This is a genomic window from Bacillus thermozeamaize (assembly GCA_002159075.1).
Classification (GTDB): Bacteria; Bacillota; Bacilli; order ZCTH02-B2; family ZCTH02-B2; genus Bacillus_BB; species Bacillus_BB thermozeamaize.
Genome location: LZRT01000060.1, coordinates 24,787 through 44,679, shown reverse-complemented (window position 1 = coordinate 44,679; position 19,893 = coordinate 24,787). Strand labels below are relative to the sequence as shown.

Here is a 19,893-nt window from a genome sequence, read left to right as displayed (position 1 = left end):
AAGGGTCGTTGGAGGCAGGTGGAAACGAATCATGACGAACCCACATGATCCTAACGAACAGAAAGGGTTACGTTCACACTCTTGGCGTCTGTCTTACAAAACCTCCTCTACCATGATCGATGGCCGTCCGGTCAATATATTGCACGATTTCTACATTCCAGCCCTCAAGCTGGCCGTACGTTATGACCGCGTCGCCGGGTATTTCCGTTCTTCCTCATTGGCTGCCGCTTCCCAAGGTTTTTCCTCTTTTGTCCAACGGAACGGAAAAATGCGCCTCATTGTCGGGGCCGATCTGGCTCCTGAAGATGTCAAGGCGATTCTCGCAGGCGATGCGAAGCAACTTGAAGCACGATTGAACGATGAACTGAAACAATTTGAATCGTGGCCCGAAAGCGTACAGAATGGCGTTTCTCTTCTTTCCTGGATGGTCGCGCACGGTTATTTAGAGGTTCGCGTCGCTTTCCGCTTGCATAAGGAAACCGGCGAACCCTTGCCTTTTGACAGTGTTGAAGATGGTTATGTCCATGAAAAGTGGTTCATTATGTATGACGAATACGGAAACCGGTTATACGGTTCAGGTTCCTTGAACGAATCCAAAAACGCATTGGTGCTCAATGCAGAAAACATTGACATCCATTGCGACTGGAAAGGCGAAACAGAGAAAGAACGGGTTGAACAGGCGGTAGAAGATTTTGAAAACTTATGGGATGGCAAGCTCCCTCATATGCCGGTGCTGACTCTTCCCGAAGCAGTGCGACGCAGAATGCTGCAAATTGCTGAAGGAATCACGATTCCCAAAGAGGTGGATGGCACACCGGTTGCAAACATGCCAGTTGAGGACACCCCCTCCGTACTGGAACGGCTGCAGTTTGCGATCTTGCGGGATGGGCCCAAAATGCCGAACGGAAGGTTTGTCGGCATGGAAACGGCACCGGTAGAACCGTGGCCGCATCAACAGGTTGTCGTGCGCCGCTTGGTCGAAACGTGGCCCTATTCTTACCTCCTGTGCGATGAAGTTGGTCTGGGAAAAACAATCGAGGCAGGTCTGGCCTTCCGTTCGTTATATTTGTCTGGCCTGGCAAAACGCATCTTGATCGCGGCACCTGCCAGCTTGACAAAACAATGGCAACGCCAAATGGCCACCAAAATGCTCATGTCGTTTGGTAGGGCCGTCACAACTCCTGATCTGGCCCACGAATATGAATTTCCTCATGAAGAACAACGGCCAGCCAGTTCGATTTACGAACCAGATCTAGTAATCGTTTCAACAGGCCTGTTACCCCGGAGGGAACGGGTGGAAGAACTGAAAAACGCGCAATCATTTGACGTCGCATTGGTTGATGAAGCGCATGCAGCCCGGCGGCACAATCCGTCCAGAGGAGCAAGCGCACATCCCGAATATGGACAATTGTATACGACACTGCAAAGTGCATTGAGAGAAAAAACACGTTGTCTGTGGTTGGCTACGGCCACCCCGATGCAGATCCATCCCGTGGAAGTATGTGATTTGCTGGCCCTGACCAATCGGGTGGGGGTGTTTCAATTCGATCCCACTCTGATACTCGAGTATTATCAAACATTGGAAAAACTTCTCAATGAACAGGAATTGAGTGAATGGGAATGGACTTTTCTCCGCCGTGCCATTTTAGGCATCCGTGAACAGGATCCGATGCTTTGGCGTTATTTTGAACAGTACGTCATTGACAATCGCAACCGGCACACGATTCGCCGCTGGCTGGAAAATGGATATGTTCCCAGAGGTGTAGAACGGCAATTCTTGTTGCGCATTATCTTCAGCGGAGCCCCGCTATCCCGAGTCATGTTGCGACATACCAGAAAATTGCTTGAAGTGTATCGGGAATACGGCCGATTGCAGCAAAATCTTGCCGAACGTCACATCCTGCCTATGGAACCCATTGCATTCAACGACTTAGAAAAACGCATTTACGCCCAACTGGAAACCTACTGCAAAGGGTTAATGGCACAAATACAAAAACACGGGAACTCCCAACATCGGCAAATGGTGAATTTCTATCTCAGTTTTCTTCGTTTGCGGTTTGCCTCCAGCCTGTATGCTCTCCGGGAGACGTTAAAGCGGCGTTTGGACAAAGTGGAGGCCACTCTGAAGCATCATTTTGATTGGAAAACTAACGAAGATGAAATAAACAGCTTCTCCTTGAACGAAGTGGTATATGAAGGTGACAACGAAGATGATGTTGAAGTGTTTCAAGTGCTGCTGCAAGGACGGAGCATGCCCGATTTAGAATGGGAAAGAAACCAAATCCAAAAGATGCTTCAGCAATTGAACGATCTCACCGGCGATTCATCGAAAATGAAGGTTCTTTTGGAACAACTGGAACGTCGCAAAGACCAGTCGACAGGCCGAATCCGGCAAACGGTGGTTTTTACCCGTTTCTACGACACTCTTTTAGATATTGTCTCGCGTCTTCGCAGGGTTGACCAACACATGCGAATTGGGACTTATTCTGGGAAGGGAGCTGAGTATTTTGATCCAGACCAAAAACAAATGATCCCATGCGATCGCGAAGAAGTGAAAGAACGGTTTTTGCGTGGCGAAATCGATGTTCTCGTCTGCACGGATGCCGCAGCAGAGGGTTTAAACTTACAGACTGCAGATCTGCTGATCAATTATGACCTTGGATGGAATCCCATGAAGATTGAACAAAGAATCGGTCGCATTGACCGTATCGGTCAAAAACATCAGCATATTTATGTCTTGAACCTCTTCTATGCTGGAAGTGCAGAAGAAATTGTATACAGACGTCTATTAGAACGTTTGCAAAAAGCAAACCTCATCGTCGGTACTCAACAAATTTCTCTTCTTCCGGTTAAACCAGATGAGTTTCGTCAACTTGAAGAAGGAACGTTGACCGAGGAAGAACTCTATATCATATCGACCAATCGCCTGAAAGAACAACTCCAACATCATGCACGCATGGAGATACCGGCCCATGAATTGTTTGAGATATATCAACATTTTACTGATAATACACAACATCCATCTGCTCCTGTCACGATGGAAGCCATCTGGGAAACGCTCAGCACATCCCGTTATTTAAAATCCCGTGGTTGTACCAAGAAAACAGTAGCTGGGGAAGAGATCTTAGAAATACGCGGTATCCCTGGTGTGCCTGACGGCACCGTATTGACGGCCTCGCGAAAGTTATACGATGAAGGTTTAACTGATGGAAAACAAAGAGTTCACTTTGCTTCCTACGGAGATCCATATTTCGAGAAAATTCTTGAACATATTCAAAACTACGAACTACCTTCATGTGTTCGGAGAATTACCATCCCCGTTGAAGGAATGAACGGTGTGGATAGAGTGGGTTATGCTGTCGTTTGCCGGGGAACAGATGGAATACGCCAGGTGCGCTTAATCCAGTCATGGGATGACCTGAAACATATTTCTCTGAACGAGGACGAAGAAATTAGCGAACAGGAAATTAAACCATTGTTCGATCAATTGCGCAGTTTGGTTAGAAAAGAACTGGAACCCAATCTTGCCGCAGAGCGGATCGAACGGGAGAACATTCGTATCGCACTTGTACAAGAGTTACTCAACTTTTTGATCATTCGCGACTTACTACAAACCAAAGCTGGAGAAGATGGGGATCAGGCTGTTTTCGGAACAGTGATCAAAGCCGTCGAGTCGACAATTAATGAACGTGAACGCATTCTCATAACCAACATCCCGATACGAATCCTGAGTTCATTCCAACGACATCTGGTATATGATGTGACTATACCAAGTATTGGTGAATATTGCCACATACAGGTACCACAATTTGCAGCAAAAGCTGCCGCCGATGCCGGAAGACGTGTGGCTGAATCACTAAAACGCAATAAAAGTGAACTGACGATCAAAAGGGTTGTGGCACGCTTAAACCGTGAGGCCGAACAAAGAACACGGTTAGTTGTCCAGTAATTATCACCTTGCTCCGCCTGTAAGGGCTGAAATTGGCTACTTGAACAAGGTCTCTTACAGGCTGGATCAAACCATACTCAGGATTCTAACCCATTTGGGAAAAGTTTGTGGCCAGAGAAGGCAGTTTGTTATTTGTAAACATCGCCACGGGAACCAATTTTTACAACGACGATTAAAAGTCGATTGTCTATCACCTCATATATTATCCTGAAATTTCCGACCCTCAAACGAAAAAAATGCCCTTCATACCCCTTCATCTTCTTGGTCTGTGAATGATGATAGGGATCATAACTCAAAGATTCAATCGCTTGAATGATTCTTTTAGCTGTTGTTTTGTCCAATTTACCTAGCGCTCTACTTGCTTGCTTTGTAAATCGAATATTATAATTGGAGTTCACGCTTTAAGTCCTCCAATGACTTGGTCTCCCCGTTATTCAGTTCCTTTCTGGCTTGTTCAATGGCTTCTATATCATCCGGAGTCAACATGTCATCCTCATCATCGAACTGTTTTTCTACAAGCCAGGACAAAAAACTCTTTGCAACCAGTTTATTCTTGTCATTTAGATGTCTCAGTAAATGTTCCAATTCCTCAATAGAGACACTCATGATTCAATACCTCCCTCATCATTTCATTATAACTTATTGCATATTCTAGTTCATGGTGCACAAGTGGTATAAGGAAACATTCCATGTAATGCACCGGATCGGCAATCCAGTATTCGCGTACTCCAAACCGTTCGTTTTGAGCTTTTTTGGAAATTTTTCGTTCTGACTGTAATGGGAGAGAGCACTTCGGAAACGAGATCGGGGGCGCTTCGGTACGCGTTTCTTTAATAATAATTGGTCAGACACTGGTAACCCCCCTTTTTCGCAATGTTTACCATCATTCTAACATCATCTCCCCTCTTTTCGTAAAATAAAACGTCCGTTACTTCATTCGAGTAAACGGACGGTATCTGCAAATGACTGAGTCCAGGATTAACATTGATTATCTCAATCTTCACTTAATCATGTCATGTTCACCCGCTCACGGGATCAACACCAGCTTGCCCGTCGTCTGCCTGCCTTCCAGCATCCGGTGCACCTCCGCAGCCTGTTCCAGCGGAAAAGTGCCGCCGATATGCAGCTTCAACCTGCCTTCCTTCACCAGTTGCAACAGCTCTTGCAAGCTGGGCCGGTACAGATCGGGCCGCTCCACGACCGGGGTGAGGAGAAAGCCGACCACGGACTGGCACTTGTTCATCAGGCGGAAAGGCTCCAATGCGCTCCGTTTCATGCTGGCCGCCCCAAAGACCACCATTCGCCCAAACGTGGCCAGAATCCCTAAGTTTTTATTGAAGATCTCACCGCCCACCATTTCCAGAATCACGTCCACACCTTTGCCTCCTGTAAGCTCCAGCACCTGCCGGTCCCAGTCGGCGGCGGTGTAGTTAATCGTATGATCCGCGCCCAGAGAGCGTGCCAGTGCCAGCTTCTCCTCCGTGCTGGCCGTGGCGATCACAGTGGCGCCAAAATGTTTGGCCAGCTGTACGGACAGCGTGCCTACTCCGCCGGCAGCCGCATGGACCAGCACGGTCTCGCCCGGCTTGACCTGTCCCGAAGTCTTCAAAATGTGATATGCCGTCAACCCCTGCAGCGGCAGGGCGGCCGCCTGAACCTCATCCAATCCTTCCGGAATCGGAATGAGCATCGGCTCATAACCGATCACGTACTCCGCATATCCGGAACACTTGGGTCCCAGGAGGGTCACCACCCGGTCCCCCTCCTTCACCGACTTAACCTCCGGTCCCACCGCCACGATTTCACCGGCCACTTCCGATCCCGGAATAAACGGCAGCGGCGTGTGCTGGACATACATATTCCGCCGGCGCATCACATCGGCGTAATTCACGCCGGCCGCCTTGACCCGGATCAACACCTGACGCGGTCCGGGAACCGGCGTATCCACCTCTTCCAACTGCAGCACATCCGGTTCGCCATACTGATGGCAACGGATTGCTTTCATTCGGCGTCTCCTCCTTTTTGCAAGATGGTCCCCTGTTCATCCATCCCCTGTCTTGGGCACCACAGCCATTGCACCATTCCAAAAAATGGACCATCCACTATCAAATAACGAACCGCTAATGAACAGCCACCAAACGAAAACAGCCATATAAAACCGCCAAACGCAAACCCAGCTCAGCCAATCAACCAATCAGCACTGGTAGCGGCCCGCCTCCACCATCTTTTCGGCGATCAACCGCTTCTGTTCGCGCACTCCCTTGTATGAGACCGCGGAAAGCGCCTGGCGCCATTTCTTGACATCCGTTTCCGCCGTGCCCTCTTCCATCAGGGTGTCCAGGATATAGCGGGCCGCCCGTTCCACTTCCGCCACCGCCTCGTGAGCCACCAGCGAGGCCAGCGACACCTGCAGGGCACCCGTCTCCTCTCCCTGCTTCGCAACCGTCTTGGCCGCGCGCAGGATGCTGCTTTCCGCAGCGTAAATCCAGATGGCCATGTCGGCCAGCCGCATCGCCACCTCCTGTTCTTGCTGCAACCGCTCGCCAATCCGCCGCCAGGCCAGCCCGATGCAACGCAGAAAGGACAGCTTCATCTCATCCAGCCAGTCCGGCATTTCACCCAACGCGTGGGACACATCAGGGGACACCTTGGGAACCAGATCGAGACGGGGATCCTGCGACAGCGCCCGGCCAATCGCCTCTTCCAGCGGCAACTGCCCGGCCTTGGCCATGCGCAAAAGCATCCCCGGGATGATCATCCGGTTGATTTCGTTGGTCCCCTCCCAGATGCGGTTGATCCGGGAGTTCCGGTACATCCGTTCCACCGGATACTCCCGAATGTAGCCGTACCCGCCATGAATCTGAACCGCCTCGTCCACCACCCGATCCAACGACTCCGAACCAAATACTTTGCAAATCGAACACTCCAGCGCATAGGCCTGCGAGCGCCGGACAAATTCGGCCGAAATGTTGCCGCCTGTCCGGCCTATCGGCGCAAACGCCGCTTCCAACAGAGCAGCCGTCCGGTATTGCAGCGACTCCAACGCAAAGATCCGGGCCGCCATGTCAGCCAGCTTCTCCTGAATCGCACCAAAGGCCGCCAGCGGCTGGCCGAATTGCCTGCGCTGAACGGCATACCTTGCCGCCTCGCCAAAGGCCTCTTTCGCCGCACCCAGACAACCGATTCCCACGTTGAACCGGCCGATATTCAAGACATTAAAGGCAATCTGATGCCCTTTGCCCACTTCTCCCAGCAGGTTTTCCACCGGTACCTGGCAATCTTCCAGGATCACCTGCCGCGTCGATGAGCCGTGCATGCCCATTTTCCGCTCCTCGGGCCCAAGGCGCAGGCCGGGAAAGTCCTTCTCGACAATGAAAGCCGTAAAATGCTGCCCGTCCACCTTGGCATAAACAATAAACGTGTCGGAAAAAGCGGCGTTGGTGATAAACTGCTTGGTCCCGTTCAGCACGTAATGGGTACCTGCCGCATTCAGCACAGCGGTGGTCCTGGCCGCAAGCGAGTCCGAACCACCGGTCGGCTCGGTCAGGCAATAGGCGCCGATCAGCTTTCCGGTCGCAAGGCCCGGCAGGTATTTCCGCTTCTGTTCCTCTGTCCCGAAATAGTAGATCGGCAACGTGGCGATCCCCGTGTGATTGACATGGGCAATGCCATAAGCACCGGTGCGTCCCGTCTGTTCATTGATCAGCGCCGAGCTGATCTTGTCCAGCTCGCTGCCGCCGTATTTTTCCGGCAGGTAATGACCGAGCAGGCCCACCTCCCCCGCCTGCCGCATCAAGCGGGCCACTAGCTGATCATCCGCTTCTTCCTCGATGGCCTCCACGTGCGGCATCACCGTTTCTTCCATAAAATCCCGCGCCGTCCGGGCAATCATCTGATGCTCCTCGTCGCAATCCTCCAGTGTGAACACTTCTTCCGGCGAGACCGGACGGAGGAGAAAGGAGCCCCCTGGCGTGAGTTCTCTTTCGTTGTCCTTCCCATGGTGCTGGCTCATTCGTCCCTGCCTCCCAGTTTCACGATCGTCCGGCCACGCACTTCACCCCGCAAAATGGCGGCCAGCGTCTCTTTCAAAGTATCCAGGGTGACCTCCCGGGCGATCTCCGCCATCAAGCCCTGCGGCTTCCAATCGCTGCCCAGCCGTTCCCAAAGCTGCTTCCGCAGTTCCATCGGGCAGTAGACCGAATCAATGCCAAGCAGGTTGACGCCGCGAAGGATGAACGGAAACACGGTTGTCACCAGTTCGGCTCCGCCGGTCAGCCCGCTCAAGGCAATCGCGCCACCGTACCGGGTGGTCCGCAACAGATAGGCGGTCGTCTTCCCGCCCACCGGATCCACCGCGCCCGCCCAGCGTTCCTTTTCCAGGGCCCGCTTGCTCTCCGCTGACACCTCATCGCGGTGCAGGATTTCCTTCGCGCCGAGCTTCCGGAGATAATCATGCTCCGAATCCTTTCCCGTGCTGGCCGCCACGTGATAACCCAGTTGGGCCAGCATCGCCACCGCACTGGAACCCACGCCGCCCGTCGCACCCGTCACCAGCACCGGCCCTTTCTCCGGTGTAACCCCGTGTTCTATCAGCTGGTGGACCGACATCGCAGCGGTAAACCCCGCCGTACCGATGGCCATCGCCTCTTTCAGCGTCAATCCGGCCGGCAGAGGAACCACCCAGTCTCCCGGAACGCGGGCCATTTCGCTGAATCCCCCTTCGTGTGAGACGCCCAGCTCATACCCTGTGACCAGCACCTCATCTCCTTCGCGAAACCGGGGATCCTTGGAATCCACCACGATCCCGGAGAGATCAATGCCCGGGACCATGGGATACCGGGTGAGGATCCGCCCGTTCGGGATGCTGGCCAGCCCATCCTTGTAATTCACACTGGAATAGCAGACGCGAATCGTCACATCCCCTTCCGGCAAATCATCCAGGCTGCGTTCCCGCACTTCCACGGTAAATGCATCCTCCGTCTTCTCCACCACCAGCGCGCGAAATGTCTTCTCCACTCCTCTTCACTCCTTTGATTGATTCGTTTTTCCTTAGAAAACTGTTTTTTAAAAACAAATATTTCGCATTTTTTCCTGTTAACGAAAACACCCATTCCCTAGAAAAAAATTATTCCAATGAATATATACGACAAAACCATGTCTATTTCCTTCAACAATATTTATGACCGACTAAAACCGACTAAGTGACAACCAATAACCAAGCCCAAACCAAGATTTAAATGACTAACGGATGAGCAGAACGTTTTTCATAACAAAAAACCGGACTCCAAAGAGCCCGGTGAACATCCCCACTCCTCCATGCAAAGCCTCTTTTCGGTTGTGCGTCTGTGATATGGCAACGCCGCAACGGGAAAAATATCAATTACTTGGCGATTGACAACCATCCAGCCTCTATCTATTCTTATCCCAATGGCGAAGCAAAAATGGCTGTACAAACAACCAGCGCAGCAATTCTGAGAAAAAAGGATAATCTTGAAGAAAGGATGTTCAGTATGAACGCTGAATCCTTTGTAAAAGTTCGCGTCACCCGTCGCTATCCTGCATCGCCGGAGCAAGTTTTTGACGCTTGGCTGGACCCTGCCATGATCGGCAAATGGATGTTCGGCCCTGCTCTCCGCGAGGAAGAAGTGGTGCGCATTTCCCTCGACCCACGCGTGGGAGGATCGTTCTCTTTCGTTGTCCGTCGGCAAGGTCAAGAAATTGACCACGTCGGAGAATATCTGGAAATCGACCGGCCGCGCCGCCTCGCGTTCACCTGGGGAGTGGCGGACGAAGAAGGAAGTTCCCGCGTGATCATTGACATTGTGCCGCTGGAGAACGGATGTGAGCTGACCTTGACCCACCAATTGCACCCGGACTGGGCGGACTACGCGGACCGCACAGAGGCTGCCTGGACCAAGATGCTCGACGTGCTGGCCCCGACACTCGCGCTTCAGTGAGGCGGAACCTGGCAGGCCCAGAACCGGCAACGCTGTGAAATCCGCACTTGCCACGGATATGCACGTGCAACGGATATTGGAATGGGGCAATCCGGCCATTGCGGCTCGTCCGGGTTGTCCCTGCCACGAGCAAAAATATCAAACCCGGAACCCTAGCGTACAGGGTACCGGGTTTTCGGTATCCGCACCATCCTGTTTTGGCACCGTCTGGTATTGGTGCCGTCTTGTTTTGGCGCCGTCATGCGTTCACCTGGGCGAGCATGATCAGGTTGCCGCAAGTATCGTCAAATATCGCATAGACTCCCTATTCCGTTTTTGTCGGCTCCATCGTAAACACCACACCCAGCTTTTTCATTCTTTCGTACTCCTTGTGAACATCCTCCACAAAAAACGAGGTGAAAGGGATTCCCGCCTCATAGAGAGCTTTTTGGAATGACGCGGCAGCCGGTTTGCCGTCGATTTGGGCAGCCGGGTTGCCGTTGGGCTCGAGAACCAGCTCGATATCGTCCGGACCTTCCGGTGAGACGACGGTGATCCATCTGGCTCCCCCTGCCGGAACATCCTGTTTCTTTACGAAACCCAAGACCTCCGTATAGAACTTGAGGGCTTTGTCCTGGTCGTCTACAAATACGCTGGTCAGTTTGATTTTCATCATCATCCCCCGTTTGGCTGAATTACACGCAACTCAATCATAGCATAACCAAATACGGCATTCACCTGTTCGCGCGAACTTTCAGACGGAAGTGGAAAAGTTCGTGGAAAGTTGTTCAATTGTCGCCCCTGTTGCCGTTTGTTAAAATAGATGTAACTTGTATTTGCAAAAAAGGAGGGATCCCCATGTCCAAATCGCCCCAGCAGACACGCGTCGTCGTCGGCATGTCTGGCGGCGTCGACTCCTCAGTCGCGGCGCTCTTGCTCAAGCAACAGGGCTACGACGTGATCGGCATCTTCATGAAAAACTGGGATGACACCGACGAATTCGGCCATTGCACGGCAGAGGAAGACTTTGAAGATGTCAAGCGCGTCTGCCAACATATCGGGATCCCTTATTACACCGTGAACTTTGAACAGGAATACCGCGATAAGGTGTTTTCCTATTTCCTGGATGAATACCGGAAAGGCCGGACGCCCAATCCGGACGTGATGTGCAACCGCGAGATCAAATTTGGCCAGTTTCTCGACAAGGCGCTCTCACTGGGTGCCGACCTCATCGCCACCGGACACTACGCCCGCCTGGAACAGCGCGGCGGCACCTGGCACCTGCTGCGGTCGGCCGACCGGAACAAGGACCAGACCTATTTCCTCAACCAACTGAACCAGTACCAGCTTTCCAAAACCCTGTTCCCCCTCGGCCACCTGACCAAGCAAGAGGTGCGGCAGATCGCGCGGGAAGCGGGGCTGCCGACCGCCGGGAAAAAAGACAGCACGGGGATCTGTTTTATCGGCGAACGGGATTTCCGCTCGTTCCTCAGCCATTACCTGCCCGCCCAGCCGGGTGACATCCGGACACTGGACGGCGAGCTGAAGGGCCGCCACCAGGGACTGATGTACTACACCCTGGGCCAGCGGCAGGGGCTGGGCATTGGCGGAGGCGGGACCGGCGAGCCCTGGTTCGTCGCCGACAAGGACCTGGAACACAACATCCTCTACGTCGTCCAGGGCAGCGAACATCCAGCCCTTTATTCCTACGGCTTGCTGGCCACCGATGTCAACTGGATCAGCGGTCATCCTCCGGTGAAAGGAACGACGGGCCGCTTTTCCTGCACGGCCAAGTTCCGTTACCGGCAAGCAGATCAGGACGTCACGATTCAAATCTTGCCGGACAGCCGTTGTCTGGTCCGCTTTGAAAAACCGCAGAAAGCGGTCACCCCTGGCCAGGCCGTGGTGTTTTACGACGGCGAGATCTGCCTGGGCGGCGGGATCATCCACCACATCTACAAGGAGGAGGATTACCTGCTTGCGGGGTACACCCGGCCACTTTCAGAGATGCATGACCTGATGCACATCCAGGCAACCACCGTATAATCGTATAAATCGCATGACGTATAAATCGTATAACGTATAAATTTGTATCATCTGAAACAATACGGCATGTCCTTGATCCCCACCGTACGGAACAACATCCGAACACATCATGAAAGGGGGATGCGCATTGAACCCGGAAAAACCAATCATCCCCGCTTCAACCCTTCCTCCGCTGCCCGACTGGCGCGTCTGGTGGCGTCAAATGCGCCCCCATACCCTGACCGCCTCGGTGATCCCGGTGCTCATCGGCACGGCGATGGCGATGAGTCACACCGCGATCCATCTGCCGCTCTTTTTCGCCATGCTGGCGGCTTCCCTTCTGATCCAGGCGGCGACGAACCTGTTCAATGAGTACTACGATTACAAAAGGGGACTGGATACCCCGGAATCGGTGGGGATCGGCGGGGCCATCGTGCGTGACGGGATCTCCCCCAAGACCGTGCTGTGTCTGGCCATCCTCTTCTTTTTCATCGCCATCCTGCTGGGCCTTTACATCTGCGCCAACAGCAGCTGGTGGATTGCCGTCGTCGGCCTGGTGAGCATGGCGGTCGGATACTTTTATACCGGCGGGCCTTACCCGCTGGCCTATACCCCGTTTGGCGAACTGGCCTCGGGATTTTTTATGGGCCCAGTGATCGTGCTCATCTCCTACTACATTCAGGCGGGCACCCTGAGCCGCGATGTCGTTCTGACTTCCATACCGGTAGCCATCCTGGTGGGGGCCATCCTTCTGTCCAACAATATCCGTGACTTGGACAGCGACCGGGAGCGCGGGCGCAAAACGCTGGCCATCCGGCTCGGACGCCCGAAAGCGATCCAGCTTCTCGCCGGAATGTTTGCCGCGGCGTATCTGTGGACCATCGTGTACGCACTGATCATCGCTTCATACTGGTTTTTGCTGGTCCTGCTCAGCCTGCCGAAAGCGGTTCAGGCCATTCGCCGCTTTCGCGGCAAGACCAAGCCGGCGGAAATGATGCCGGCCATGAAATCGACCGCCCAGCTGCACACCCAATACGGCATCTTGCTGATGGCCGGCATTTTACTGGAAGGCTTCATTATAATAAATTGAAGGATGATAAATTGAAGGCATGGAAGGTGACATCCGGCTTTCCGGCGCGGCGGACATCAGGCGGATCTCAGTCTCCGCCTCCCGTAAAACGGATCACTTCCCCACAGAGAAAATCGCTTTCCTCCGAGGCCAGAAATACCGCCAGCCGGGCCGACTCCCACCCCTTGGCCAGACGGCCAAGGGGGATTTTTTGCTGAATCTTGGCCAAAATCTCGGGATTTGCGATCAGCTCATCCGGATAGTATTGCGGATTCTCCACATAATTCTGGGCAATCGCGTTGACCTGGATGTTGTACCGGGCCACCTCCCGTCCCAAGGCCTGCGTGAAGCCGTTCGCCGCAAACCGCGCGGCCGAATAGGTCGCGTATTTGGGCATCCCCCGGACACCGGCCGACGAGGTAAAATTGACGATTTTCCCTCTGCGGGCTTCGATCATAAACGGCAAGACCGCCTTGCACATGAAAAACAGCTCATCCACCAGCCGGTGAAACATGGACCGCCAGAACGCCTCCTCTGTTTCATGGACCAGTGACCCGCCGGGGGGATGGCTGTTGACGTTCACCAGAACGTCAATTCTCCCCTTCTCCCCGCTCACTTTTTCCGCAATCTTTTGCGCCCCGTCCGGACTTCCAATATCGGCCTCCAACAAGGATATCGCGGAGAGATCCACTTCAAACCGTTCCAGCATCTCCCTGACCTTCCCGCCATCCTTTCCATGAACATAGAGAATGGCTCCTTCCCGCTGAAATTCCTTCACCGTGGCGGGACCCATGTAGTCACCCGCGTTGGTGATCAAGCACACTTTTTCCTTCAATCGCATGGCTGTCACCTCATATTAAAATCTCGTTGAAAAATCTCATCTATCATCTCATCTACAGCCACATCCATCTCATCTATAGCCTTCTATGGCCTCATCTGTCCGCATGACAGGCGCCGTTTTAAAAAGAATACGATATTTTCACTCAGATTCCTATCTATCCACTCTTCAAATTTGGTATAATCTGTTGTCGTACAGATTTTTCAAGCACAAAATCCAAAGAGGTGACCTGCGTGAACATACTTCGCTTGACGGATGAAATGAGCGTCATTTTCGGCCATCATCCGCTTTTTGGGAATTTGCCGGCCTGCAACAGCCTCCGGATTGACGGTGAAGTGGCCGTCATCATTGACACGGGCGCCAGTGAAGTGGCGGAATATCAAGGAAAAACGGAGATCGTGATCAACACGCATTTTCATAAGGATCACACGATTCTGAATCACTTGTTCGCGGAACAGGCGCAACTCTGGGTGCCTGCTTATAGCGCCGAAGTCTTCCGGAATCCGGAAAAGGTTTCGGAATACACGGGCATTCATCTTCTTGATCCCGAATCGCAGCAGGAGCTGATCGCAAGCGGGCGGTTCAGCGCCAATCTGCAGGTCCATCACACCATTCAGGACGGAGACGTGCTGGACTTCGGCAAGACCAAACTGCGCGTCATTCACGCTCCCGGCCACGCCTGTGATCACATCATGCTTTATGAGGAAAAAAACGGCATTCTCTTTTCCACGGACGTGGACATGACCCCGTTCGGACCTTGGTATGGAAATCCCCACTCCAGCATCGTCCGCTTTGTTGAAGATATTGAAAAGATCCGTGCCATTCGGCCCGCTGTCCTGATCACAAGCCACATGCCCCAGATTTACCGGGAAGACCTTGACCAGCTATTGGACAACTACACCGGCAAAATTGCCAAACGGGACGAACGCATCCTGAACATCCTGCGCGAGAAGCCTTGCACGCTGGAAGAGGTGATGGAAGGCAGGCCCATCTTCCGCAAGCACGCCCCGCCCGTTGCCCTGAACCGCCTCTTTGACATGTTCATGATCAAACACCACTTGGAGCGGCTGGTGGAGCAGGGACTGGTCCGGGAAGAGGAAGGCATCTACATGCTCGCGGAGCAACCGGTTCATTCCACAAGCCACCGATAGGCTCGCCTCCAGGCCGTGGGGACAGGCTCACTGCCAACCCATCGGACAGGCTCCCTTGCACCGGAGCTTGCGTCTCTACCGCAGCGGACGGTTGGCCGCTTTTTCCTTCTCCAGCAATCTGTGGAGATAATCCAACAGCTCGGCGCGCAGTTCCTCCCGTTGCAGGGCCAGTTCGATCATCGTCTGGATATACCCCAGCTTCTCCCCGACATCGTAACGGGTTCCGACGAACTGGTACGCATACACCGCTTCCACCTTGTTCAACGCGGAAATGGCGTCCGTGAGCTGGATTTCTCCACCGCTGCCCGCCTGCTGCTTCTCCAGCAAGTCAAAAATCCGCGGCGTCAGGATATACCTGCCCATAATGGCCAGGTTAGACGGCGCCTCGTCCCGCTTCGGTTTCTCCACCAGGTGAAGAACCCGGTAAAAAGCTTCATCGATCTTCTGCGCCTCCACGATGCCGTAGCGTTCCACCTCATCCTCGCGCACCGGTTGCACGCCGATCACCGAAGCCCGGTAACGGTTGAACTGCTCGATCATCTGCTTCAGGGCGGGCACCTCCGCCTGAACGATGTCATCTCCCAAAAGCACCGCGAACGGCTCATCGCCGATAAACTTCCGCGCGCACCACACCGCATGGCCCAGCCCCAACGGCTCCTTCTGGCGGATATAGTGAATCTCCACCTGTGAAGGCCGCCTCACTTCCTCCAGCAGGTCCAGCTTCCCCTTCTGCCGCAAGTGATACTCCAGCTCAAAAGAGGTATCGAAGTGATCCTCGATCGCTCTTTTTCCCTTTCCCGTCACGATGATGATATCCTCGATTCCGGAGGCCACCGCCTCCTCCACGATATATTGAATCGTCGGCTTGTCCACAATGGGCAGCATCTCTTTCGGCATCGCCTTGGTCGCCGGCAGAAAGCGCGTCCCCAGACCCGCCGCGGGAATGATCGCTTTTCGTACTTTCACCGCAACGCCCCCTTTCCCATCAGATCGTCATACGGACGGCTTCCTCTATTGTATCAGTTTCCTGACTTTCCTGGCAAAAAAAGAAAAAAACTGCCCCGCAACCGGGGCAGTCCAGATGTGCATGCATGTGTACATGCATGCATGCATTATTTATTTAAATAAACGGCGTTTGCCACCTCAATCGGAGTGGTATGGACCAGTTTCAAGTCCATCTTCCCTGTTGCCGGATCTTTCACGGTTTCGAAGATATAATTCGGGTGCATGAGCTGATGCGTTTCCGGATCGATTTTTAGGCGGCCCAAGTTGGTTTCGAATTCAAAATTGTCTTCCAACGTTTTCTTCAGCGTCTCCACGTCGGTGGACTGGCTCTTTTTGATCGCTTCGAACAACATGAGGGCCGCGTTATATGCCTCGCCTCCGAAATTAGGCGGCTTATATCCGTGTTCCTTCTCAAACCGTTCGACAAAATTTTTGTTCAAGGGAGTGTCAATCGAATAGTGGTAATTGAGCGGTCCCCGCACACCGGCGACCTCGGCTTTCAAAGAAATGTTCATCAGCGGTGTGACAATGACGTCGATACCGTCTTTCATCAGACCGAAACTCTCCACTTGTTTGAGAAAATTCACTTGATCGGTGCCGCCCAGCGCCGCCAGGACAACATCAGGCTTTTTGCTGCGGATGTTGGTAATGACCGTACCGAACTCCGTCGAACCAAGCGGTGTAAATTCTTTGCCGACGATGTTGCCGTTGAGGTTCTTCACGATGTTTTCCAACTGTTCGACCATGTCGTGACCCCATTCATAGTCGGCTCCGACCAAGTAATAGTTCTGATACTTGACCCCGCCTCTTTTAAGGTAGTCTTCAATCGCCGCCTTGTCTTGATCGTCGTTGTGGCAAGCACGGAAAAAGTTTTCATTCACCTCCGGCGCCGTCACCTTGACCGATTTGGTCACATAGCCGAACATCAGCACGCCCCATTGCGGCAACTTCTCTTCCAATGCCAACGCAGCCGCGCTGCTGGTATTGCCAAAGAGAAACTTCACCCCTTGATCCAAGACCATTTTTTCCGCTTTGCGAAGCGCAATGTCCGGTTTTAACTCGTCGTCTTCGTAGACGAGTTCCACCTTTTTGCCCAGCAGTCCGCCTTGTTCATTGATCTCGTTGACCGCGGTTTGAATCGCATCCAGGCTTTCTTTTCCCATATCCGCATACGGCCCGCTCAAGTCGCCAAGAAAACCAACCTTCAGCGTGTCACCGCTGCCTTTATCCGCATCATTCGCCTGCCCGCCCGTGGAAGTCGATCCACCGCATCCAGCCAACAATAACGCCATGACAACGACCAATGAAACGAGCCAACCCCGCCGATGAAAAAACCGCATACCTCATCCCCCTAAAAACATATTTTTTATTTTATTCAAACATTTACGCCCAAATATTTGCTGATCACGTCACCGTCGCCGAACAACGCTTGGCGATCGCCGGAAAACACCACCTGGCCTTTGCTCAACACATAGTAGTAGTCACCCAGCTCTTTCGACAGCTTGAGGCTTTGTTCGACCAAGAGGATCGGCAGCCCTTCTTCATACAGCCGCTTGATCGCTGCGCCCAATTCCTGCACGATAATCGGCGCCAGGCCTTCGCACGGTTCGTCGATAAGCAACAATTCCGGATCGCTCATCAAGCTCCGGGCAATCGCCAGCATTTGTTGTTCGCCGCCGCTCAGCATCGCGCCGCTTCGGTCCTGTTTTTCCTTGAGAACCGGAAATAGTTTGAACACCTCCTCGATCGTCCACCGTTTTTTCTTTTTCGGCGCATAATAGGCCCCCAACAACAAGTTCTCTCTCACCGTCAAGCTTGCAAAAATGCGGCGATCTTCCGGGATGTAGCCGATCGCTTTCTTGAATACTTTGTACGGCTCCCAGTTGGTAATCGCTTCTCCCCGATAATAAATCCCCCCTTTTCTGACATGAACCAAACCCATGATCGCTTTCAGGGTCGTTGACTTGCCCATCCCGTTTCTGCCGATGAGACATACGACTTGTCCAGGTTGAACAACGAGAGAAACCCCGTGCAGGACGTGCGCCTCTCCGTAAAACGCGTGCACGTCGTCAAGCTCAAGGATCTTATTCACTGAACTGATTCACCGCCCATTTCTCCGAGGTATATTTTTTGCACCTGTTCATTCTGTCTGACGCGTTCCGGCGTATCCGTGACGAGGAGCTTGCCGTAGTACATCACGGCAATGCGATCCGAAATCGAAAAGACAATGTCCATATCGTGCTCAATGAACACGATGCTCACACCCCGCTCGTCGACAAGCCGCCGAATCAGCGCGGCAACATAACGGCTCTCTTCGAGAGAAAGACCGGCCGTTGGCTCATCAAGCAACAGCACTTCCGCGCCGCCTGCCAGCGTGAGCGCAAGTTCCACAAGACGCTGTTCGGCATACGCGAGATCGAGGCAGCGGGCGTTTTTCAACGCCTGCAAATTCATGAGATGGATCAATTCTTCCGTTTCCTTTTCGATATCACGATAATCATCGATCGGTCTCCACATCGCGTAGCGCTTCTTATGCAACCCTTGTACAGCAAAGCGGACATTTTCATAAACCGTTTTATGCAGAAAAATGTTGGTGATTTGAAAGGAACGGGCCAATCCTAAATGGCGGCGCGCTTCCGGCGACAGGCGCGTGATGGAACGGTTGCGATAGACGATCTCTCCCCGATTGGGCACCAGTTTGCCGCTCAGCAGGTTGAGAAAGGTGGTTTTCCCCGCGCCATTCGGCCCGATCACGGAACAAATTTCCCCGCGGTTTAAGTGAAAATCGATCCCCTCAATGACGCGTATTTTTCGATAGGCAAACGCCAGATCCGTGACTTTTAAAAGCTGGGACGCGCTTATTTCCTGAACAGCCATCCGAGCACCCCCTTCGGCATAAAGGTAACGACAAGCATGAACAACAGACCGACGATGAGCATCCAGTGCTCGGTGTAGGAACTCACCCAATCTTTAAACCAGACCAATCCCATCGCTCCGACGATCGGGCCGACGAGTGTTCCTGCCCCGCCCAAGAGCGTCATAATCAAGACATCACCCGAGAGTGTCCACGAGACATATTCGGGTGAGATGTACATCTTTAAAAACGCGTAACCGACCCCGGCGAGCGCGCTAAACAGCGAGCTGACCACAAAGGCTTGCAATTTGAGGCGAAAGATGTTGTAACCGAGAAATTTCGCCCGTTCTTCATTTTCCCTGACCGCCACCAGGGCATTTCCGAAAGCGGAATTGACGATGCGGCGCAGCGCATAATAACTTGCCAGAAACAACGCGCTGACGAAGAAAAGGAGCGGCAGCGTATCGCTCATATTGATTTGGAGCCCGCCCAACGAAAACTCGGCAGCTTCCCGCGCGATGCGCTTCCCGTCTGAACCGCCTGTCATATTTCGCCATTTCATGACGAAAATGTAAATCAATTCCACAAAAGCAAGCGTGACCATGGCAAACTGTATGCCGTGCAGGCGGCTGCTCAAATAACCGATGATCAATGCCAGCAACAGGGTCAAGAGCAGCGCTGCAAGCACAGCCAGCAGCAGAGGCCATTCAAAATTCGTGAGCAAAATGGCCAACACGTAAATGTTGAAGCCGAAAAAAAGGGCATGCGACAAATTTAAAAGGCCTGTAAACCCAAGCGTTAAATCCATGCTCATCGCCAAAATGGCAAAGATCATCATTTCGATAAAAAACCGCTGGTAAAAGGGGGTAAATGTGGTCAGCGCCAAAATGAACAACAATGCCCAGCCGGCGTAAACGGCCCAATCGATTCGCCGCTGTCCCGCGTTGATCTGCGTGCGTCTGCCGGCGAGGGGCGGATTCTTTTTTTGCTCGATGTCAACAGGTGCGTTGGACAAGGTGATCCTCCTTTAGCCGTGTACTTCCGCATCAACCGCCTCCCTGCTTGC

The 19,893-nt window shown here is 53.0% G+C and carries 15 protein-coding genes and 1 pseudogene; 5 read left to right on the top strand and 11 right to left on the bottom strand.

Features of this window, described 5'->3' with window-relative positions:
* Nucleotides 1–31 precede the first annotated feature (31 nt).
* The gene (locus BAA01_05350) at nucleotides 32–3,949 is read left to right on the top strand and encodes a helicase (protein OUM88526.1); all 3,918 of its coding nucleotides are present in this window, start codon (nucleotides 32–34) and stop codon (nucleotides 3,947–3,949) included.
* Between the two features lie 381 nt (nucleotides 3,950–4,330).
* Here the strand turns inward: BAA01_05350 and BAA01_05345 are convergent, their stop codons facing one another.
* The 4 genes from BAA01_05345 to BAA01_05330 all read right to left on the bottom strand — a co-directional run bounded on the left by BAA01_05345 (nucleotide 4,331) and on the right by BAA01_05330 (nucleotide 8,965).
* Nucleotides 4,331–4,555: a hypothetical protein gene (locus BAA01_05345; GenBank protein ID OUM88525.1), complete on the bottom strand. Its 225-nt coding sequence runs from the start codon at nucleotides 4,553–4,555 to the stop codon at nucleotides 4,331–4,333.
* 421 nt (nucleotides 4,556–4,976) lie between these two features.
* Complete coding sequence (locus BAA01_05340; GenBank protein OUM88524.1) at nucleotides 4,977–5,954, bottom strand: alcohol dehydrogenase; 978 nt, start codon at nucleotides 5,952–5,954, stop codon at nucleotides 4,977–4,979.
* A 189-nt stretch (nucleotides 5,955–6,143) separates the two neighbouring features.
* On the bottom strand, nucleotides 6,144–7,961 hold the full coding sequence (locus tag BAA01_05335) for an acyl-CoA dehydrogenase (GenBank protein OUM88523.1): 1,818 nt from the start codon (nucleotides 7,959–7,961) through the stop codon (nucleotides 6,144–6,146).
* Nucleotides 7,958–8,965, bottom strand: coding sequence for a quinone oxidoreductase (locus BAA01_05330; protein OUM88522.1), 1,008 nt, complete (start codon nucleotides 8,963–8,965; stop codon nucleotides 7,958–7,960). Before BAA01_05330 ends, BAA01_05335 begins: the two co-directional genes overlap by 4 nt.
* Before the next feature lie 494 nt (nucleotides 8,966–9,459).
* On the opposite strand from BAA01_05330, the gene BAA01_05325 reads away from it, so the two are divergent.
* The gene (locus BAA01_05325; protein ID OUM88521.1) at nucleotides 9,460–9,906 is read left to right on the top strand and encodes an ATPase; all 447 of its coding nucleotides are present in this window, start codon (nucleotides 9,460–9,462) and stop codon (nucleotides 9,904–9,906) included.
* A 304-nt stretch (nucleotides 9,907–10,210) separates the two neighbouring features.
* Here BAA01_05325 and BAA01_05320 read toward each other — a convergent pair whose 3' ends face one another.
* Nucleotides 10,211–10,558: a glyoxalase gene (locus BAA01_05320; protein ID OUM88520.1), complete on the bottom strand. Its 348-nt coding sequence runs from the start codon at nucleotides 10,556–10,558 to the stop codon at nucleotides 10,211–10,213.
* Between the two features lie 185 nt (nucleotides 10,559–10,743).
* Between BAA01_05320 and BAA01_05315 the strand changes: the two are divergent.
* A pseudogene (locus BAA01_05315) lies at nucleotides 10,744–11,847 on the top strand (tRNA 2-thiouridine(34) synthase MnmA).
* Between the two features lie 193 nt (nucleotides 11,848–12,040).
* A complete protein-coding gene (locus tag BAA01_05310; protein OUM88519.1) occupies nucleotides 12,041–13,000 on the top strand; it encodes a 1,4-dihydroxy-2-naphthoate octaprenyltransferase in 960 nt (319 codons plus the stop codon).
* A gap of 67 nt (nucleotides 13,001–13,067) precedes the next feature.
* Here the strand turns inward: BAA01_05310 and BAA01_05305 are convergent, their stop codons facing one another.
* Complete coding sequence (locus BAA01_05305) at nucleotides 13,068–13,820, bottom strand: hypothetical protein (GenBank protein ID OUM88518.1); 753 nt, start codon at nucleotides 13,818–13,820, stop codon at nucleotides 13,068–13,070.
* 230 nt (nucleotides 13,821–14,050) lie between these two features.
* Here BAA01_05305 and BAA01_05300 point away from each other — a divergent pair, with 230 nt between their 5' ends.
* On the top strand, nucleotides 14,051–14,968 hold the full coding sequence (locus tag BAA01_05300) for a hypothetical protein (GenBank protein ID OUM88517.1): 918 nt from the start codon (nucleotides 14,051–14,053) through the stop codon (nucleotides 14,966–14,968).
* A gap of 75 nt (nucleotides 14,969–15,043) precedes the next feature.
* On the opposite strand, the gene BAA01_05295 is transcribed toward BAA01_05300, so the two are convergent.
* The 5 genes from BAA01_05295 to BAA01_05275 all read right to left on the bottom strand — a co-directional run bounded on the left by BAA01_05295 (nucleotide 15,044) and on the right by BAA01_05275 (nucleotide 19,842).
* Nucleotides 15,044–15,934 carry a UTP--glucose-1-phosphate uridylyltransferase gene (locus tag BAA01_05295; GenBank protein OUM88516.1) on the bottom strand — a complete coding sequence of 297 codons (891 nt, stop codon included), beginning with the start codon at nucleotides 15,932–15,934 and terminating at the stop codon, nucleotides 15,044–15,046.
* Between the two features lie 146 nt (nucleotides 15,935–16,080).
* A complete protein-coding gene (locus tag BAA01_05290; GenBank protein ID OUM88515.1) occupies nucleotides 16,081–17,313 on the bottom strand; it encodes a hypothetical protein in 1,233 nt (410 codons plus the stop codon).
* A gap of 35 nt (nucleotides 17,314–17,348) precedes the next feature.
* Nucleotides 17,349–18,056: an ABC transporter ATP-binding protein gene (locus BAA01_05285; GenBank protein OUM88559.1), complete on the bottom strand. Its 708-nt coding sequence runs from the start codon at nucleotides 18,054–18,056 to the stop codon at nucleotides 17,349–17,351.
* Between the two features lie 5 nt (nucleotides 18,057–18,061).
* Nucleotides 18,062–18,850: a hypothetical protein gene (locus BAA01_05280; GenBank protein OUM88514.1), complete on the bottom strand. Its 789-nt coding sequence runs from the start codon at nucleotides 18,848–18,850 to the stop codon at nucleotides 18,062–18,064.
* Nucleotides 18,832–19,842, bottom strand: coding sequence for a hypothetical protein (locus tag BAA01_05275; protein OUM88513.1), 1,011 nt, complete (start codon nucleotides 19,840–19,842; stop codon nucleotides 18,832–18,834). The genes BAA01_05280 and BAA01_05275 overlap by 19 nt, the downstream gene beginning before the upstream one ends.
* Between the last annotated feature and the right edge of the window lie 51 nt (nucleotides 19,843–19,893).